Source organism: Pseudarthrobacter sp. efr-133-R2A-89 (assembly GCF_030209315.1).
Taxonomy (GTDB): domain Bacteria; phylum Actinomycetota; class Actinomycetes; order Actinomycetales; family Micrococcaceae; genus Arthrobacter.
Genome location: NZ_JARVSE010000013.1, coordinates 65,739 through 84,376, shown reverse-complemented (window position 1 = coordinate 84,376; position 18,638 = coordinate 65,739). Strand labels below are relative to the sequence as shown.

Here is an 18,638-nt window from a genome sequence, read left to right as displayed (position 1 = left end):
CCTAGGCGTCGAGCTTGGTCAACGGCGCGTAGCGCAGCAGCAGGCGCTTCTCGCCGACGTCGAACTTGACCTTGGCGACCGTCTTGTCCCCCGCCCCCTCGAGCGCCAGGACCGTACCGTTTCCGAAGCTGGTGTGGTTGACTTTGTCCCCCACGCTGACGGCGATGATTTCCTTCTGCGGTTGCACCCGGGTCTTGGCAAGGAACGCCGGAACGTCGGCATTGAACCCGGCAGAAGAATCTGCCGCCGCTCCGCGGGACGTGCCGGCGCCCCAGAAGGACCCGCTGTAACGGCCGGATCCGATGGAACCTCCGCCGGCCCACGACTGCCGGCTGGTGCCCTCACGCTTCCACTCCAGCAGCTCTGCGGGAATCTCCTCGAGGAACTGGCTGGCAGGGTTGTACTGGCTCTGCCCCCACATGCTGCGGACCTCGGAGCGGGTCACGTACAGCCGCTTGCGGGCACGGGTGAGTCCCACGTAGGCCAGCCGGCGTTCCTCTGCCAGCTCCTTGGGATCGGTGGCGGATCGCTGGTGCGGGAATAGTCCATGTTCCATGCCGGTGAGGAACACCACCGGGAATTCCAGGCCCTTGGCCGTGTGCAGGGTCATCAGCGTGACCACGCCGAGACGCTTTGCCTCGGCCACCGCGGCATCAATGTCCGCGCCGGGGGCATCCGGGATTTGATCGGCGTCGGCCACCAGGGACACCTGCTCCAGGAACGCGGCCAGGCTGCCTTCCGGGTTTTCCTGTTCATATTCACGGACCACGGCAACCAGTTCCGCCAGGTTTTCCACCCGGGATTCGTCCTGGGGATCGGTGCTGGAGCGCAGCGCGGCCAGGTATCCGGTCTGCTCCAGGACAGCTTCGAGTGCGGCGGCGGCGCCGGACCCCACCGCCACCTCGGCGAGGTCGTCCAGCATCTTCACGAAGCCCAGGACGGCATTGACGGACCGGGTGGCCATCCCGGGTGCCTGGTCGGCGCGCCGGGCAGCTGCCATGAAGGAGGTCCGCTCACGCTCGGCCAGCGCTGCCACCGCACCCTCGGCGCGGTCGCCGATGCCGCGTTTCGGCTCGTTCAGCACCCGGCGGAGATTGACGTCGTCGTCCGGGTTGACCAGGACCCGAAGGTACGCCAGGGCGTCCTTGATTTCCTTGCGTTCGTAGAAGCGCGTGCCGCCCACCACCTTGTAGGGCAGGCCCACGCGCACCAGCACATCCTCGATGGAGCGGGACTGGGCATTGGTCCGGTAGAAGATGGCGACATCACCGGGCCGCAGGTTGTCTTCGTCTTGGAGCCGGTCGATCTCTTTGGCGATGAACTGCGCTTCGTCGTGCTCGTTCTCGCCCACGTATCCGATGATTTTGTGGCCTTCGCCCTCGGCCGTCCAGAGCCGCTTTTCGGGCCGGTTGGGGTTGCGCGAGATGACCGAGTTGGCGGCGCTCAGGATGTTCTGGGTGGAGCGGTAGTTTTGCTCCAGCTTGATGGTCCGGGCTTCGGGGTAGTCCTTTTCGAATTCCACGATGTTGCGGATGTCAGCGCCGCGGAAGGCGTAGATGGACTGGTCGGAATCGCCCACCACGGTCAGTTCCGAGGCGCCCGGCCCTTCGCCCACAATTTCGCGCACCAGCGCGTACTGGGCGTGGTTGGTGTCCTGGTATTCGTCCACCAGGACGTGGCGGAACCGGCGGCGGTAGGACTCTGCCAAGGCCGGGAAGGCACGGAACATGTAGACGGTTTCGGCGATGAGGTCGTCAAAGTCCATCGCGTTGGCCTGCCGGAGGCGCTGGGTGTAACCCTTGTAGACGTCCGCAACGGCGTGCTCGAACGGATCGTTGTAGTTGGCCTCGGAGGCAAAGGAGTCGGCGTCGATCAATTCGTTCTTCAACGCGGAGATCTTGTGCTGGATGGCCTTGGGCGCAAACTTCTTGGGGTCCAGGTCAAGGGACTTGGAGACCTGGGTAACCAGCCGCAGGGAGTCGGCGGAGTCGTAAATGGAGAAGTTCGATTTCAGCCCGACGTTGGCCGCCTCCTGCCGCAGGATGCGCACGCAGGACGAGTGGAACGTGGAGATCCACATGATCTTGGCGCGTCCGCCCACCAGCGCTTCGATGCGCTCCCGCATTTCAGCGGCCGCTTTGTTGGTGAAGGTAATGGCCAGGATTTCGCCGTGGTGGGCACGGCCGGTGGCGATCAGGTAGGCGATCCGGTTACTGAGCACGCGGGTCTTGCCGGATCCTGCACCGGCGACGATCAGCAGCGCCGGGCCTGAGTGCTTGACCGCCTCTTCCTGCTGCGGGTTCAACCCCTCCAGCAAGGCTCCGGCATCCGGGCGGTGGCCCCGGGAATGCCCTTCCGGTGCCTGTCCGGCGCGCACGCCTCCCCCGCCCGCGGGGACCGCAACGGCGCCCTCGGAGGGCGACTTGGTGCGGGCGGTGGTGGCAGGAGCGGCCTTGAACGGCCCGTCAGAGTATGGGTCAAACAACATATCCATGGTGCCTACAAGTCTAGGCGGTGGGACCGACACCGCCTTCCAGGCTGTGGATTACGGGCTGTGGGCCCGCGGTGGTGCTACGCCACCGAGCCTGACAGGAGGGCCGCACGCAACTCCCGGACCGCCGTCGTTCCTCCGGCCAGGAACCACTCCAGGCCGTTGACCCGGACGGTGTCCACGGCGCCCCCGGCTGCCCGGACGATTGCCTTGCCCGGCAGCCAGTCCCACTCCGGGCAGCTGTGCTGGAACCAGCACCCCAACTGGCCGTCCGCCACCCGGCCCAGGTCGCAGGAACCCGAGCCCAGCATGCGGAGGGACGCTGCGGACGTCGCCGCGGCGTGCCACGGCATGGCGCACAGGGGATCCATCAGCCACGTGGGGTGGATGTAGGTGGCGGCGCCGAGTTCGGCCACGGGAGTGGTGTTCCGCTTGCCGCTGTCGCCGGAGAAGACGGTGAGCGCTTCGCCGTTACGGGTGGCAGGCCGGTCCCGTCCGCCGAGCCAGAGTTTGTCCTCCTCCGGCTGGAAGACGGCGCCAAGCAGCACGTCGGCGGAATCCTTGAGCGCTATGGCTGAACACCAGTAAGTGGAGCCATGCAGGAAGTTGTAGGTGCCGTCCACGGGGTCGATCACCCAGGTCCGCCCGCTGGTTCCCTGGACGGACGCGCTCTCCTCGCCCAGGATGCCGTCTTCCGGCCTGCAGCGCCGCAGCTGCTCCAGCACATAGGCCTCCGCGGCGTGGTCGGCCGCAGTCACCACGTCCGAGACGGAGGTCTTCTGTTCGGATTCCAGGCCGGCCATGCGCATGAGGAGCGCCAGCTGTCCGGCTTCACGGACCAGCGCCGCCGCCAGTTCGTAGTCGTCCAATGAGGGGTCAAGAACAGCTGCGCTGTGTCGGCCAGTGGTCATGGGTTCAGTTTATGGGGCGGGATAATGGTGCCATGGCCAAAACCCCCGCCCAGCGGATCAAGAAGCACGGCGCCAACGCGGTTGTGCCGCAGCATCACCTGCCACCGGTGGTCAACCCCACCACCGCGCGCACGCCCGAAAAGGCGCAAGGCAACAGCAACCTCATTGTCATTGCCGGCGTGGTGGCCAGCCTGTTCCTGTTCTGGTACCTGCACCTGCTGACCCTGTCCCAGCTCACCCAGCTCTCCCAGGAGATGGCCATGCCGGATTCGCTGGTGGGCGGCTTCGATGCCGGCTACATCGGCCGGCTGCAGGCGGTCATGAACGGCGACGCCCTGGGCCAGCTGAGCTACGTCCACAAGACCGCCGGGACGCTCTTCCCGCTGATTTTTGGCTTTACCTGGCTTCTCCTCATCGGGACCAACGTGGCGCGGAAGGCGCTCCGCTGGGCGCTCTGGGCCTTGCCCATGCTGTTCGTGGTGGTGCGGCTGTGGGGCAACGTGGCCATCGACACCATGATGGGCACGGAAGGTCCCGACGCCGGCCAGGTCGCCCTGGCGTCCGGCCTCACCGTCGCCGGCTGGGTCCTTCTGGTGCTGAGCCTCGTGGCCGGGGCCGCCTCGGTGTTCCTCAACAGGCGGGAACGGAAAGAGCGTTAGGCAGCTGTGGCCGCGGCGCGCGCCGCGGCCCGCCGTTCCTTCCGGTGCCGCCGCACCCGCTGGGCAATGACCAAACCTGCGGCGGCCATCCCCACCGTCACCGGATAGCCCATCAGCCGTTCCAGCGTGCCGGGCTCGGGCACGTCCATGCGGGTCAGGCCGCCGGTCGCCACGGCCGCCAGCGACACGCCTCCGCAGACCAGCAGGAACCACGCCATCCCCGTCTGCCGCCGCCACAGGATGCCCAGGACCAGCAGGGCAGACCCGCCGGCCAGGAAGTAGGTTATGGCCCCCACGTAATGCAAGGGTGAGCCGGCGTCCTCCGGGACCAGGCCCACCACCACGGTTCCGGCCCCAGCGGCCCCGGTCAGCACCCGCACCCATACCGCGGCCAGCAGGGGTTTCCGGTGTGTACGGTCAACCCGGGCACCATGCCGTGCCGCCACGCACAGCAACCCCGAGCTCAGCAGCACCGCACCCAGCAGGAGTCCAAGGCCCTGGAGGACGAACGAGCCGTTCATCACCCAGTTCAGCGGCGAGCACACCTGCCGCCCGGCATGGACGCCGCAGTGCAGCGCACCAAGGTCGCTGATGTAGCCGGTCCTGAGGTCATACGGACGCGGGCCGGCCCAGGCGATGGCCACCACCGCCTCGGCGAGGAAGTACTGCAGCACGCTTAGCACGGACCAGGCACCGATGTAGTGCCGGGTGGACGCGGTGTCCGGCAGGTAGGCGGCAGCGGGAGCGGCAGTCGGAGCTGGACTCATGCTTTGAGCGTAGTACGGCCCGGCACCTTGTATGCTTGTAACCGTGTTCGGACCAGCCGGCCCCGCCGGTTGCCGAATGCCCGCCCTCGTAGCTCAGTGGATAGAGCACGGCTCTCCTAAAGCCGGTGTCGTTGGTTCGATTCCAATCGAGGGCACTTGAACTCCAGTTCCCCGCAGTCCCTCCTTCGCGCCTACCTCCTGGGCAGCCCGGCGGACGGTCCCGCCGCACCGGAGCGGCCGGGACGCTGGCGGGTGGAGCGCGATCTGCTGGACAGGTCGGACGGCACCCGCGGAACCTTTGCCGGCGTCGTGCTCTACACCGCAATGGACGGCGACGGCCTGGCCCTTCGTGAGGAAGGCACCATGCGCTGGCCTGCTTTCACAGGTCCCGCCTCGCGGGAGTACGTGCTGAAGGCGTCCCCGCGGCCGGACGCCCTGGACGTGTTCTTCCCGGACGGCCGCCCGTTCCACCGGATGAGCTTTACCCCGGATGCCAGCCAGGACGCGCACTGGTGTGACCCTGATACCTACCGCGTGACCTACACCTGCCAGTCACCTGACCGGTTCAGCTACAGCTGGGACGTCATCGGTCCCCGTAAGGACCTGCTGCTGGTCTCGCACTTGGAAAGGATTCCCGCATGAAGGACAGGATCGTGGTCTCCGCCGTCTGTGTATTCGACGACGCCGGACGGCTCTTGACGGTCCGCAAACGCGGTACGGACATGTTCATGCACCCCGGCGGCAAACCGGAGCCGGGCGAAACTGCGGTGGAGGCCGCCGCCCGCGAGCTGGCCGAAGAAGTGGGCATCGTGGTGCGTCCGGAGGATCTGGAACTGATGGGGGTCTGGGTGGCCGATGCCGCCAACGAGGCCGCCACCGACATCGAGGCAACCGTCTTCCTCGCCCCGGGAACCTGGCAGGCCAACCCGGCCGCGGAGATCGCCGAGATCCGCTGGCTGGACTATGCCGGGACGGACTGCGCATCCCTCCCGGCGGACCTCGCACCACTGCTCACGGACCATATCCTGCCCGTGCTGGCCGCGCGGCCGCAGGTCCGCTAGAACTCAGGGACGGCTTCCTCCGCGACGGCGGTGGCTTCGGCGAACTGGGTCCGGTACAGCTCCGAGTAGCGGCCGCCCGCGGCCAGCAGTTCGGTGTGGGTTCCGCGTTCGACAATCCGGCCGTCTTCCACCACCAGGATGGCGTCGGCGGCTCGCACGGTGGAGAGCCGGTGGGCAATCACGACGGCGGTCCGGCCCTCGAGCGCCGCGCCCAAGGCTGCCTGGACGGCGGCTTCGTTCGTCGAGTCCAGTGCTGCGGTGGCCTCGTCCAGGATGACCACCCGCGGCTGGGCGATGAGGAGCCGCGCGATGGTCAATCGCTGGCGTTCACCACCGGAGAGCCGGTAGCCCCGCTCCCCCACCACGGTGTCGAGCCCGTCCGGCAGGGACCGGATCATGCCTTCCAGCCGTGCCTGCCGGAGCACGTACCACATGTCGTCTTCGGTGGCATTCGGCCGGGCCAGGCGCAGGTTGGAGGCGATGGACTCGTGGAACAGGTGCCCGTCCTGGGTCACCATGCCCAGGGTGTCGCGCAGCGAGTCGAAGGTGGTGTCCCGCACGTCGAGGCCGGACCCCGGCCTGGTGCCGCCCAGCCGCACCGCGCCCGAATCGACGTCGTACAGCCGTGACAGCAGCTGGGCGATTGTGGACTTGCCCGCCCCGGAGGAGCCCACCAGCGCCACCGTCTGGCCAGGCTCCACGCGGAAACTGATGCCGTGCAGCACTTCCTCGCCGCCGCGGGTGTCCAGCGTGGAGACGTCCTCCAGCGACGCCAGGGAGACCTTGTCCGCCGAGGGGTAGGCGAAGCGGACGTTGTCGAATTCCACCGACACCGGCCCGGCGGGCACGGGCACGGCGTCCGGTTTCTGCTGGATCAGTGGCTTCAGGTCGAGGATTTCAAACACGCGTTCAAAGCTCACCAGCGCGCTCATGACCTCCACCCGGGCGTTTGACAGCGCGGTGAGCGGGGCGTAAAGCCGGGTCAGGAGCAGCGCCAGGACCACCACGTCCCCGGGCGCGAGCTGTCCGCCAAGGGCAAGCCAGCCGCCCAGGCCGTACACCAGTGCCAGCGCGAGCGCGGACACCAGGGTCAAGGCAGTGACGAACGTGAACTGCAGCATGGCCATCCGGACGCCGATGTCGCGCACCCGGCCGGCCCGGGCGGCAAACTCCCGGGACTCTTCATCCGGGCGGCCGAACAGCTTGACCAAGGTGGCACCCGGCGCGGAGAACCGCTCCGTCATCTGCGTGCCCATCGCGGCGTTGTGCGCTGCGGCTTCGCGGCGCAAGTCCGCCAGTTTGGAGCCCATGCGCCGGGCCGGGATCAGGAAGATCGGCAGCAGCACCATTGCCAGGACGGTCACCAACCAGGACCTGTTGAGCATTACGGCCAGCGTCAGGATCAGCGCCACCGAGTTGCTCACGACGCCGGAGAGGGTTCCGGCGAAAGCGGACTGTGCCCCGATGACGTCGTTGTTGAGGCGGCTGACCAGGGCTCCCGTCCGGGTGCGGGTGAAGAAGGCGATGGGCATCCGCTGCACGTGGTCGAACACCCGCGTGCGCAGGTCCACGATGACGCCTTCGCCGATGGTCGAGGAGAGCCAGCGGGTCAACAGGCCCACCCCGGCCTCCGCGACGGCGACGATGGCAATCAGGACCGCCAGCCAGATCACCGTGCCGGCGCCGGCCTTGGCGATGATGGCGTCAACCACCTGGCCGGCCAGCACCGGGGTGGCCACGGCAAGGAAAGCCGCGACGATGGAGGACAGCACAAAGGCGATGAGCTTGCCCTTGTGCGGGGCGGCGAAGGCCAGCACCCGTTTCAAAGTTTCCTTGGAGAACGGCTTCGAGCCGCTCTTGGCGGTGCTGATGTTGTAGAGCGAGCTCCAGGCCACGCGGTCCATGCTCATGGTTATTTCTCCTGGCTTGCAGTGTGGTGGAGTTCCTGGACCATGCCGTCTTCCAGGTGCCACCGTGAATCGAGCCGAACATTTTCGAGCAGCCTGCGGTCGTGGGTGACCAGCAACAGGGCGCCGTCGTAGCTTTCCAGGGCCTCTTCCAGTTGCTCGATGGCGGGCAGGTCCAGGTGGTTGGTGGGTTCGTCCAGTACCAGCAGGTTCACGCCGCGGGCCTGGAGCAGCGCCAAAGCTGCCCGGGTCCGTTCACCGGGCGACAAGGAATCCACGGTCCGGGACGTGTGGTCCGCCTTGAGGCCGAACTTGGCCAGGAGGGTGCGGACGTCGGCGCTGTTCCAATCGGCCAGCACGGCCTCCACGGCGTCACCCAGGGGCCGGGCACCGTCAAGCAGCCCGCGGGCCTGGTCAATTTCGCCGACGGCGACTGAGGCACCCATGGAGGCTTCGCCGTCGTCCGGCGCCTGGGTGCCCAGCAGCAGCCGCAGCAAGGTCGACTTTCCGGCGCCGTTGGGCCCGGTAATCCCGATGCGTTCCCCCCCGTTGAGCTGGAGGTTCACCGGTCCCAGCGTGAAGTCCCCCTGGCGGGCCACCACCCCGCGCAGGGTGGCGACGACGGCGCTGGAGCGGGGTGCCTGGCCGATGCTGAACTGGAGCTGCCATTCCTTGCGGGGCTCCTCCACCACGTCCAGCCGGGCGATGCGGGACTCCATTTGCCGGACCTTCTGGGCCTGTTTCTCCGAGGACTCCGTGCTGGCGGCGCGGCGGATCTTGTCGTTGTCCGGGTTCTTCTTCATGGCATTCCGGACGCCTTGGGAGCTCCACTCGCGCTGGGTCCGTGCACGGGACACCAGGTCTGCCTTGGTGGCCGCAAAGTCCTCGTACTTCTCGCGGGCGTGCCGGCGGGCCACCGCGCGTTCCTCAAGGAAGGCGTCGTAGCCGCCGTCGTAAACGGCCACGCTGTTCTGGGCAAGGTCCAGCTCCACCACGCGCGTCACACAGCGGGCCAGGAACTCACGGTCGTGGCTGACCAGCACCACGCCGCCGCGAAGCCCCTGGACAAAGTTTTCAAGGGTGGCCAAACCGGCGAGGTCCAGATCGTTCGTGGGCTCATCGAGCAGCACCACGTCGAAACGGCTCAGCAACAGCGCAGCGAGGGCGACCCGGGCGGCCTGGCCGCCGGACAGTCCAGTCATCAGCGCATCCGGGCCTGCGTCCAGTCCGAGGTCGGCGAGCGCAGCCGGAATGCGGTCATCGAGGTCGGCAGCGCCGGAGGCCATCCAGCGGTCGAACGCCCGTGAGTAGGCATCGTCTGCCCCGGATTCGCCGGAGCCCAGGGCCTCTGCGGTGGTTTCCATCTGGAGGGTTGCTTCCGCGCAGCCGGTCCGGCGGGCAATGTAGCCAGCCACGGTCTCACCGGAGAGGCGTTCGTGCTCCTGCGGCAGCCAGCCAACGAAGGCGTCCGCCGGGGCCAGGCTGATGGAACCGTCCTGGGGCTGGTCCACGCCGGCGAGGAGGCGCAACAGGGTGGACTTCCCGGCGCCGTTTGCGCCGACCACCCCGACGACGTCGCCCGGGGCGACCGTCAGCGAAAGCCCGGAGAAGAGCACACGGTGGCCGTGGCCGCCGGAGACGTCCTTGGCAACGAGGGTTGCAGTCATTGATTCGTCCTTTCGCCACTGCCCGGGCAGCCAATATGCGGCCGGCGCAGCAGCGGTTACGGGGCCGCGGCGCCGCTGGGGCTGCGGGACATAGAAGAACCCGCTGGTCCGGACTTGGGGGGTGTACGGACCAACGGGCTCGACCATCAACTATAGACGAATGTGGGGCGCAGGCAAAATCCGCGGCACGGTTCCGGGCCGGCCGGCACGGTAAAGTTATCCACACCATCACACGTTCTGCAGAGGGCTTTTCATGACCATTCCCGCCAAGGCGTTTCAACGCTGGCTGCAAAGCATCGCCCCCGATGCCAGCACTGCGGACGTCTGCCGGGTTTCCGGAATCAAGCGCACCACACTCGCCCAGCAGCTGGTCCGGGGAAAGGTGGCCGTCAACACCGTGGTCAGCATCAGCCGCGCCTACCACGCGAATCCGGTCGCTTCGCTGGCCGGCTTCGACGATTACCGCGTCCTGGCCGGCCCGCCCCAGCCGCCCACCAAGTGTGAGCTGGTGAGCCAGATTTCCACGCCCGATCTCCTGCGGGCCCTCTTGTCCCGGTCCGCCATGGACCCTGTCCCGGGAACTGCCGCACCCGCCCTGGGCCCTGCCCCGCACGCCACTTCGGTGAAGAACTGGGTTGATGCGATCGACGACGGCGAGGTCCGGCAGCGGGTGTCGGCAAGTACCGGGGTGGCCCCGCAAAACTATTCAGCACAGCTGACGGCCAACCGGCTCTCCCCCGAACTCGCCATGGCCACCGCCGTGGCCGCGGGGGTGGGCCCCGTGGGCGGCCTGGTGGCGACGGGACTGGTGACCGAGGAGGAGGCCGGCTGGCCCGCGGGGGCCCGGCAGGCCGCACTGGACAGCCTCTCCGACGGTGAACTCACCGTCCTCGCGGGAGACCGGCTGCAGGCACTGGGCAAGGTGCTGCGCCGGCATGAACATGACCAGGCACAAACGGAAAAAATATGGGAGAACCTGGGATGATCGAGACCCTCCAGTGGAGCACACTGGCCATTTGCGGCCTCGTCGCCGCAGCACGCATCCCCAGCGCCCTCCGAGGTGAAAACCGTTCCCTGTTCGGCATCTTCGCCTTGATGACGCTTGCCATCCTGTTGAGCATCCAAGGCCCCTACCTCGTCATCGACCAGGCGATGGGCGGAATCAACCTGGCCAACCTGCTGCTGCGCTTCGTCGTCTTCGGCGCCATCTTCTTCCTCGGCATCCGGGTCTCCAGGGGCTTCGGCGCGGACGGCGCCTACCGGCTGATTACGGGAAAGACCGGGCTCATGGTCCTGCTTACCATCTCCGCGGTGATGGTTGCGCTTTTCCTGCTCATGGACACGTCCGGCTCCTCCGCCGGCCTGATGGCCATCTCCGCCAAGGACGGATACCACTACGCCCTCGTCGAGTATTACGGCGCCGCCGGCCGGGCCTACCCCGCGTTCGTTGCACTCGCCCTCGTGCCGCCCATGGTGCGTGCAGTGCGGGAACGCCTGCCACTCCTGGTGCGGATTGCCGCCGGGTTGCTGGCAGTGGGCGGGGCAGCCGTTGCGCTGACCCTGCTCTTTCCCTTGATCCCGCCGTCGATGAACGCGGCGGAATTCATCATCAATTACTCGGCAGTCCTCTGCTATGTCGTCGCGCTGGCCCTGATCTGGACAGCCCGGATCGTCAACCGCCATTCGGTGTCCCGAAAGACATCTACCGAAACGTAACCTTTTCCGCTTTCACAAAATCATTAGTGTGTGACACAATCATGAATGTGTGAAGGCGGGCTGGCCAGGCGCTTTTGAACGGGGATAAATTCTGAATCGCCGGGCCGTCCAAAACGCCTTTGCACACATTGGGGGGATGAGTGGTGGCGGATCGTTGGGGACCGCCCCCACTCAGCCTGTTTAAAGGCTCTTTACCCTTCCGCGCACCAGCTACTGCCGGGTGAAACGCAGGGTGACCAGCTGGAACGGCCGCAGGCTGAGCCCGGCCCCGCTCCCGTCCGGAACTACTCCCGGCGCTTCATCTGCCCGCTCCAGCAGGTCCGTGGCCACCACGCCTCGGACCGGGAAGTTGGCGGTGATGCGCCCGGCTGAACGCTGTCCCAGGGACTCGTAGAGCCGCACCACCACATCGCCGGAACCATCCTGCGCACACTTGACCGCCTCGACCACCAGCGCAGGATTGCTGACCGTGAACAGAGGCTCCACCGGCGCCGCACCGCGAACCAGCCGGGGTGCCAGGTTGGTCCGGTACCCTTCCTCGACAGCGTCGCCAATGCCGGCGCCCGGGCGAATGGACACCGTCAATTCGTGGCGGCCGCGATCCGCGTCCGGGTCGGGGAACTTGGGCGCCCGCAGCAGGGACAAACGCACCGTCGTGGTTGTTCCGCCGTCGGCTTCCCTGACGCTCCTGCCCACGTCGTGGCCGTACGTGGAAGAGTTGGAAACGGCCACTCCATAGCCGGGTTCGCCAACGTGGATCCACCGGTGGGCGCAGATTTCGAACTTCGCGGCCTCCCAGGAGGTGTTGGTGTGGGTGGGCCGGAAAACGTGGCCGAACTGGGTTTCAGCTGCGGACCGATCTGCCCTCACGTCCAGGGCGAAGCCCAGCTTGAGCAGCTTTTCCCGCTCCTGCCAGTCGACCGTGGTGGTGATTTCCAGGGATGGGCTGCCGGGCGCCAGGGTGATGCGCTGCGTGAGCGGCGAGGTGCCTGCCAGCCGGTCCACGACGACAACGGCCGCCGCCCCGTCGGTGGACAGCCGGACCGATTCCGCGTGGCGCAGCGGCGTGACGTTGCGCCGGTAGAACTCGTCGATGTCCCAGGCATCCCATTCGTTGGGCGTGTCCCGGTGCAGCTCCAGCAGGTTGCCGCGCTGGCCGGGGGCGATGGCCTCGCGGCCGGTGGCGTGGTCGCGGAGGGAGAGCAGCAGCCCGTCGGCGTCCACCACGGCGCGGATGATGCCGTTGTCCAGGATGCAGCAGTCGCCGTCCCGGGTGGCCTCTACGGCGTCCGTCGCGGCAACGGGCGGGGCTGCGGCGAGCGCCGGAACACCCTGCCGCGCGTGCGGAGCCGCATTGAGCAGGAACTCCTGTCCGCCCGGACCCAGCATGGCTGATGCCGCCTGGCCAATGATTGCTTCGAGCGCGGTATCGATGGCCTGGTAGTTCCGCTCGGCATCCTGATGCACCCAGGCAATGGAGCTGCCCGGCAGGATGTCGTGGAACTGCTGCAGCAACACCAAGTGCCAGAGCCGCCGGAGTTCAGCAGCCGGGTACTCGTAGTCGCCGCCGGTACGGACCGAAGCCGTGGCGCACCACAGCTCCGCCTCGCGCAGCAGGTGCTCACTGCGCCTGTTGCCTTTCTTGGTGCGCGCCTGGCTGGTGTAGGTGCCGCGGTGCAGTTCCAGGTACATCTCGCCCACCCAGACGGGCAGCCCTTGGTAGTCGTCCTCGGCCTGCCGGAAGAAGCTCTCCGCCGACCCGATCCGCACCGTGGGCGACCCTTCAAGGTCCCGGGTGCGGGCTGCGGCAGCCAGCATCTCCCGCGTGGGGCCGCCGCCGCCGTCGCCGTAGCCAAACGGCACCAGGGACACGGTTCCGCGTCCGTGGTCCCGGTAGTTGCGTTCTGCGTGGGCCAGGTCGCGGCCGCTGAGGTCTGAGTTATAGGTGTCCACCGGCGGGAAATGGGTGAAGAGCCGGGTTCCGTCGATCCCCTCCCAGTTGAAGGTGTGGTGGGGCATCCTGTTGGTCTGGTTCCACGAGATCTTCTGCGTGAGGAACCAGCGGCTGCCGGCCGCTTTGACGATCTGGGGAAGCGCCGCGCTGTACCCGAACGAGTCCGGCAGCCAGGCTTCCCTGCACTCGATACCGAACTCGGAAAGGAAGAAGCCCTTGCCCTCCACGAACTGCCGGGCCATCGCCTCACCGCCGGGCATGTTGGTATCCGATTCCACCCACATGCCGCCGACCGGGACGAACTGGCCGGCGCGCACCTTCTCGCGGATCCGCCCGAACAATTCCGGGTAGTACTCCTTGATCCAGGCCAGCTGCTGCGCCGAGGAACAGGAGAAGACAAAGTCCGGGTTTTCGTCCATCAGGGCCACTACGTTGGAGAACGTCCTGGCGCACTTGCGGATGGTTTCGCGGACGGGCCAGAGCCACGCCGAGTCGATGTGCGCGTGCCCGGTGGCAACCAAATGGTGGGCGGAGGCATACGCCGGCCGCCGCATGACCTCGGCGAGGGCCTCACGCCCTGCCGCTGCTGTCCCGGCGACGTTGTCCGGGTCCATCACGTCCATCATGCGTTCCAGCGCCCTGAGGATCTCGTGGCGGCGCGGCAGCTCCAAAGGCAGCTGTTCCATCAGGCCGGACAGGGTCCAGATGTCCTGCTGGAGTTCCCACACGCACTGGTTCAGCTCAGCGATGGCGATGGTACCGAGCCGGTACTGCGGCGCTCTGCCGGCCGTTGCCTTGTCGCCCAGCGGAGTGGCCGCGAAGGTCCAGCCCTGCGCCATGTCCGGGTTCGCGGCGGCCTCCACGTAGAAGTCTACGGCCATGCCGCTGCCCAGGAGCTTCAGCGGGATGTGCTGGTTGCGGGGCGAGATCGCCTTGATGATGGACCCGTCTGGACGCCAGGCAATCCCCTCGCACTGGAATCCGGGTGCCTCCGTGGTGAACCCGAGGTCAACCACCACCTCCAGGGTGGTGTCGGGGCCGCCGCCCCACGATTCCGGCACCTCCCCCTGAAGCCGCAGCCAGGTGGTGCCCCACGGCCTGCCCCAGGGTGCGCCGTGTTCCTGCGGCTGGAACTGTTGGCGCATCGCTTCCAGCGCCGGGACCGGTTCGCCGGGAGCTTCCCAGCTGCTCAGGGCAAGCGGGACCGTCCTGCTGTAGATGGCCGGAGTGACGCGCTCGCGCACAAACCTTGCCAGGCGGACTTCCGTGATCCTGCGGTCGTCATGCAATATGGGTCCTCTTTAAGCTTGGAACTGGATCATGGTGTCCATTCGATGGATAAATCTACCCGTTGGCTTCCCGGCATCCAACCCCCTCGGGCCGGGAGTTCACCCCTGGGCACGCGGGACGGCGGCTTCCGGTCGCAGGATTCGGGCATCACCGGAGTAGACGTTGAAGCTCGTGCCCCGGCTGAAGCCCGCCACGGTCAGCCCATTGGCCTCTGCGAGCTCCACGGCCAGGCTCGACGGTGCGCTGACGGCGGCCAGTACAGGAATTCCGGCGAGGGATGCCTTCTGCACCAGTTCGAAGGACGCCCGTCCGGACACCTGCAGGACGGTGCCGGTGAGCGGCAGGAGGCCTTCGCGCAACGCCCACCCCACCACCTTGTCCACGGCGTTGTGCCGTCCCACGTCCTCGCGCAGGCACAGCAGGTGCGGCTCGCCGTCGTCGCCAATCCTGAAAAGGCCAGCGGCGTGGACTCCACCGGTATCGTCAAAGAGGCGCTGGGACTTCCGAAGCAGCCCGGGCAGCGAAGCCAGGACCTCCGCATCGACAGTCAGCGGATCAGACTGCGGGCTGAAGTGCGAGGACTTTTGGACCGCATCAATGGAGTCCGTTCCGCAGATGCCGCAGGAGCTGGAGGTGTAGACCTTCCGCCCCGTGTCCGGAACCTCGACGTCGGGCCGCAGCTGGGCCTCCACCACGTTGAACGTCTGGACGCCGTCCTCGTCCTCGCCGGCACAGAATCGCAGCGATACCAGTTGCTCCGGGGCCCAGATGACGCCCTCGGACACCAGGAATCCGGCCACCAGGTCAAAGTCGTCCCCGGGGGTCCGCATGGTCACCGAGTAGGAGAGCCTGCCGAGCCGGATTTCCAGCGGCTCCTCCACCGCAAGGACGTCTTCGCGGTGGCGGACCGGGTACTCCAGGGCGCCCGGCGATCCATCCAATACGAACTTGTGCACCTTTCGGCGCTGGGTTACGCGTCCCATGTTCCAGCCTGCCTCGTCATGACTCCATCATGGCACTTTCGGCGCCCGGCTCAGTCCAGCAGCGCGCTCCAGTCCACGGGGCCGCTGGGGGTGGGCTTGCCCTTGGGCTGCCCGGTCCGTCCACCGGCCCGGGGCTTGGCCTTCGCCGCCGCGTCCGCGGGCGGCGGGATGGGCGGCCCCCAGGGCAGCGCGAAGGCCGGCACCGGCTCCCCCAATTGCACGCCGTGCGGCGGTACCACCAACACGCCGTCGGCGGCAGCCAGTCCGCGCATCATTCCGGGTGCTGTGTGCTGGGCCGGCGACGCCATGCCGTACAGCAGCCGGAACGGCATCAGCCTGGTGCGCCCCGGGTCCGGTTCGATCATGGTGCCGCACGGCACCTCCTGCACGGCGGGCATGGCGGCGTGGCCCAGCGCGGCGAGGAGCGGTGCGCCCACCGTGGACAATGCCATCATGGCCGCGAGCGGGTTGCCCGGGAGGCCCAGGACAAAGCGGCCGTCGGGAAGTTCGGCAAGGACGGCCGGGTGCCCCGGACGCATGGCCACGCCGTCGATGACCAGCCGGCCGCCAAGTTCAGCCACGGCCCGCCGGAAGTGGTCGGTCCCGGAGCGCCCGGTTCCTCCGGTGGTGATGACGACGTCGGCCGGCAGGTCCGGCGCGTCCGGCACCTCCGGCACAACGTCTTCGAGCGCTGCAAGCCACTCCCCGTAGGAGTCGCCGATCCGCTGCTGACCGCCGGGTATGCCACCCAGCATCGCTACGACGTCCTGCAACTGGGGTCCGAAGGTATCGCGTACCTTGCCCGGATCGGGGGTGCCTGAGTCCACCACCTCGGAGCCTGTCAGGACCAGGCGCACCACGGGCTTGCCCCTGACCTGGAGTTCATCGTGTCCGGCCAGTGCGGCCAGGGCCAGGTGTGCGGGGTTGAGGTCCACGCCGGCTTTGACCAGGACGTCCCCTTCCAGGGCTTCTTCGCCTGCTTTCCTGATGTGCTCACCGGCGCGTGGTTCCCCCGGGCGCGCCTTTCCGCCGGTCATCAGCAGCGGGAGTCCCTCGTCGTCCGTGGCTAAAACTGCATTCTCGGTCCGCAGGACCGCTTTGCCTCCAGCCGGGATCAGGCCTCCCGTGACGATGATGCTTGCCTGGTGCGGGGCCAGGCGGTTTCCGGGGTCCACCGGAATCCAGGGGCCGCTGCCGTTGACCGCCCAGCCGTCCATGGCTGAGGACGCATAGTGCGGCATGTCCTGGAGTGCCAGGATGTCCTGGTCGAGCCTGCGGCCGACGGCCATCCGCAGCGGCACCGGCCCTGGCGGGATGGGGGTGGCGGCATCGAACGCAGCCTGCCGGGCTTCTTCCCAGGTGTGCGCCAGGTGATGCCCGTGGCCGGGTTCGGCATCCGGTCCAGGTGTTTCGGGCCCGGCGGTCCCCTGTGGTCCTTCAGGGTCGTCGGCGGGTGGGACCTCCGGCCAGGCGCGGGGTTCTGCCGTCATTCGCCGGGGGTCCCGGCGGCAGTTTCATTCTCGTAGTCGGCAGCCAGGGACCGTGCCACGGACATTGCCGCTTCCATGGACGCACTGTCCATGTCCCTGCCCGGTGCGGCGGCCAACCCCGCGGCGAAGCCTGCAATGAACGTGGTGAGGGGAGCAGCCGGCCGGACAACGGCGTGGGCCGCGACGCCGGCAAGGGACAGCACTGCGTTCACGTCCACCTGGACGTCCTCCAGCTTGTATGCCTGGAGCAGGGCCCTGCACCATTCCTCCAGCGTTTCGTCCTGGCTTTTCACGACTTGCCTCCCACGTTGGCTCCGCACGTTTTGGTCAAGGTCTTCGCGCTGGCTCCCGGCGGCGATCCCCAGCGTGGCAGCATCACCCCACGTATCCACGTCGGCAGTGGACCCGGCTGGGACTCTGACAAGCTGCACGTCCAGATTAGCAAGGAGCGACCTCACCGAACCGTTGACCAAAGCGTTCCGAAGGGACAACTCGCCGCACGATCTTTTTAACTCATCCGTGTTATAAATGGCTGCCAACGGCTGTTCCCTGCCGTCGGCCGAGCGGGCCACGGCGCCCCGGCCATCGCCCGCAGCGGCCACCGCGGCCCGGAGCGTCGCCACCGCCCGGGCTGCCAGCGGCATGTCGCACGCAAGAACCAAAGTGAAGGGCGCCCCTCCCCCATGTTCGGCAAGGGCCGCCAGGCCGGCTGAAATCCCGGCGGCAGGACCGGCGAACGCAGGCTCCTCCCGGCAGGACAGGACGCCTGGCGGCAGGGACTGGGCGGGCCCGGCATCATCGGAAACCCCCCGGGACGGCGGGCTGCTGCAAGAAACATCACCCACAACCACCGTATGGCGGGCACCGGCAGCGGCCTCAATGGTCCAGTCCAGGAGGGTTCTTCCCCGAAGAACCAACGATTGCTTGGGCACGCCACCCAGCCGTGATGACCGGCCGCCCGCCAGGATCAGGGCGTCAAAGATCAACGGGTCCGTTTGCACCCACCCAGCCTAGCGAACAGCAACCGGCCTGGAAGCCGCTTGTCAGGCAGCGCGCTCCGGAAGCAGGAACGGATCCCAGGCGGGGGTCGGCTTCTCCAGTTCCTTGATCTGCCAGATGGTTCCGTGCGGCGGCTCCGGCACGAAGCGCAGGGTCCAACCCATCTCGCTGGGAGTGTGGTCACCCTTAACGTTGTTGCATCGCAGGCAGGCAGCCACGAGATTCTCCCAGGAATCGGCCCCGCCCCGCGATTTTGGGTGGACATGGTCGATTGTGTGCGCCGCCTTTCCGCAATATGCACACTTATGCCCGTCACGCCGAAGCACACCACGGCGGCTGACGGCCGTTGAGTGGTTATACCGCGGGCGGATGTAGCGGTTGAGGAGGATCACGGACGGGCGGCCCAGGACGTCGGTGGGGCCCACCACGGGATCATCCCCCTCGGCAACCACGCTCGCCTTGCCTGTGAGCACAAGCACCAGCGCCCGGCGGAAGGTGATAACCGCCAGCGGTTCATATCCAGCATTCAGAACGAGAGTGCGCATGCACGTACCTCTTCACGGCCGCACCCGTCAGGGGCACGAGGGCCGGCTGCCCTCGGCATGTCCGGGCTATGGATCGACATCACAAGAGTAAACAGAGAAATGCAATATCAGGTAATCGGTACACGCGGAGGCCGGTTCCCCCTCCCGGGTGCACGCAAAATAGCGCGGCTTAAACGGGAAAGACCCCCGCCTCAATGG

General features: G+C 67.4%; 15 protein-coding genes and 1 tRNA gene. 6 read left to right on the top strand and 10 right to left on the bottom strand.

What is annotated here, in order from left to right; genetic code table 11:
* Position 1: 1 nt before the first annotated feature.
* Positions 2-2,494 (bottom strand): DNA helicase PcrA, encoded by a 2,493-nt coding sequence (gene pcrA, locus QRM95_RS19625; RefSeq protein ID WP_285249099.1) that lies wholly within the window; start codon positions 2,492-2,494, stop codon positions 2-4.
* A gap of 77 nt (positions 2,495-2,571) precedes the next feature.
* Positions 2,572-3,402, bottom strand: coding sequence for an inositol monophosphatase family protein (locus tag QRM95_RS19620; protein WP_285249098.1), 831 nt, complete (start codon positions 3,400-3,402; stop codon positions 2,572-2,574).
* Between the two features lie 32 nt (positions 3,403-3,434).
* Between QRM95_RS19620 and QRM95_RS19615 the strand changes: the two genes are divergently transcribed.
* Entirely contained in the window at positions 3,435-4,061 is a 627-nt protein-coding gene (locus QRM95_RS19615) for a hypothetical protein (protein WP_285249097.1), read from the top strand.
* On the opposite strand, the gene QRM95_RS19610 is transcribed toward QRM95_RS19615, so the two are convergent.
* Positions 4,058-4,828 (bottom strand): DUF998 domain-containing protein, encoded by a 771-nt coding sequence (locus tag QRM95_RS19610; RefSeq protein WP_285249096.1) that lies wholly within the window; start codon positions 4,826-4,828, stop codon positions 4,058-4,060. The two genes, QRM95_RS19615 and QRM95_RS19610, sit on opposite strands and share 4 nt — an antisense overlap.
* Positions 4,829-4,910: 82 nt before the next feature.
* Here QRM95_RS19610 and QRM95_RS19605 point away from each other — a divergent pair.
* The 3 genes from QRM95_RS19605 (at position 4,911) to QRM95_RS19595 (ending at position 5,889) form a co-directional block, all read left to right on the top strand.
* A tRNA-Arg gene (locus tag QRM95_RS19605) sits at positions 4,911-4,983 on the top strand.
* Position 4,984: 1 nt separating this feature from the next.
* Entirely contained in the window at positions 4,985-5,470 is a 486-nt protein-coding gene (locus tag QRM95_RS19600; RefSeq protein WP_285249095.1) for a DUF6314 family protein, read from the top strand.
* The gene (locus tag QRM95_RS19595) at positions 5,467-5,889 is read left to right on the top strand and encodes an NUDIX hydrolase (protein WP_285249094.1); all 423 of its coding nucleotides are present in this window, start codon (positions 5,467-5,469) and stop codon (positions 5,887-5,889) included. Before QRM95_RS19600 ends, QRM95_RS19595 begins: the two co-directional genes overlap by 4 nt.
* Here QRM95_RS19595 and QRM95_RS19590 read toward each other — a convergent pair.
* Positions 5,886-7,799 carry an ABC transporter ATP-binding protein gene (locus QRM95_RS19590; protein ID WP_285249093.1) on the bottom strand — a complete coding sequence of 638 codons (1,914 nt, stop codon included), beginning with the start codon at positions 7,797-7,799 and terminating at the stop codon, positions 5,886-5,888. The two genes, QRM95_RS19595 and QRM95_RS19590, sit on opposite strands and share 4 nt — an antisense overlap.
* Positions 7,800-7,801: 2 nt before the next feature.
* Positions 7,802-9,463, bottom strand: a complete 1,662-nt coding sequence (locus QRM95_RS19585; RefSeq protein ID WP_285249092.1) for an ABC-F family ATP-binding cassette domain-containing protein — start codon at positions 9,461-9,463, stop codon at positions 7,802-7,804.
* A 253-nt stretch (positions 9,464-9,716) separates the two neighbouring features.
* Between QRM95_RS19585 and QRM95_RS19580 the strand changes: the two genes are divergently transcribed.
* Both QRM95_RS19580 and QRM95_RS19575 read left to right on the top strand, forming a co-directional pair.
* The gene (locus tag QRM95_RS19580) at positions 9,717-10,448 is read left to right on the top strand and encodes a hypothetical protein (protein ID WP_285249091.1); all 732 of its coding nucleotides are present in this window, start codon (positions 9,717-9,719) and stop codon (positions 10,446-10,448) included.
* Positions 10,445-11,179 carry a hypothetical protein gene (locus QRM95_RS19575; protein WP_285249220.1) on the top strand — a complete coding sequence of 245 codons (735 nt, stop codon included), beginning with the start codon at positions 10,445-10,447 and terminating at the stop codon, positions 11,177-11,179. Before QRM95_RS19580 ends, QRM95_RS19575 begins: the two co-directional genes overlap by 4 nt.
* Before the next feature lie 210 nt (positions 11,180-11,389).
* Here QRM95_RS19575 and QRM95_RS19570 read toward each other — a convergent pair whose 3' ends face one another.
* The 5 genes from QRM95_RS19570 to QRM95_RS19550 all read right to left on the bottom strand — a co-directional run bounded on the left by QRM95_RS19570 (position 11,390) and on the right by QRM95_RS19550 (position 18,440).
* Complete coding sequence (locus QRM95_RS19570; RefSeq protein WP_285249090.1) at positions 11,390-14,422, bottom strand: alpha-mannosidase; 3,033 nt, start codon at positions 14,420-14,422, stop codon at positions 11,390-11,392.
* A 99-nt stretch (positions 14,423-14,521) separates the two neighbouring features.
* Entirely contained in the window at positions 14,522-15,406 is an 885-nt protein-coding gene (gene fdhD, locus QRM95_RS19565; protein ID WP_285249089.1) for a formate dehydrogenase accessory sulfurtransferase FdhD, read from the bottom strand.
* Between the two features lie 50 nt (positions 15,407-15,456).
* Positions 15,457-16,896, bottom strand: a complete 1,440-nt coding sequence (locus QRM95_RS19560; protein ID WP_285249088.1) for a molybdopterin molybdotransferase MoeA — start codon at positions 16,894-16,896, stop codon at positions 15,457-15,459.
* A complete protein-coding gene (locus QRM95_RS19555; protein ID WP_285249087.1) occupies positions 16,893-17,897 on the bottom strand; it encodes an NTP transferase domain-containing protein in 1,005 nt (334 codons plus the stop codon). The genes QRM95_RS19560 and QRM95_RS19555 overlap by 4 nt, the downstream gene beginning before the upstream one ends.
* A gap of 42 nt (positions 17,898-17,939) precedes the next feature.
* Positions 17,940-18,440, bottom strand: coding sequence for an HNH endonuclease (locus QRM95_RS19550; protein ID WP_285249086.1), 501 nt, complete (start codon positions 18,438-18,440; stop codon positions 17,940-17,942).
* Positions 18,441-18,638: the final 198 nt, after the last annotated feature.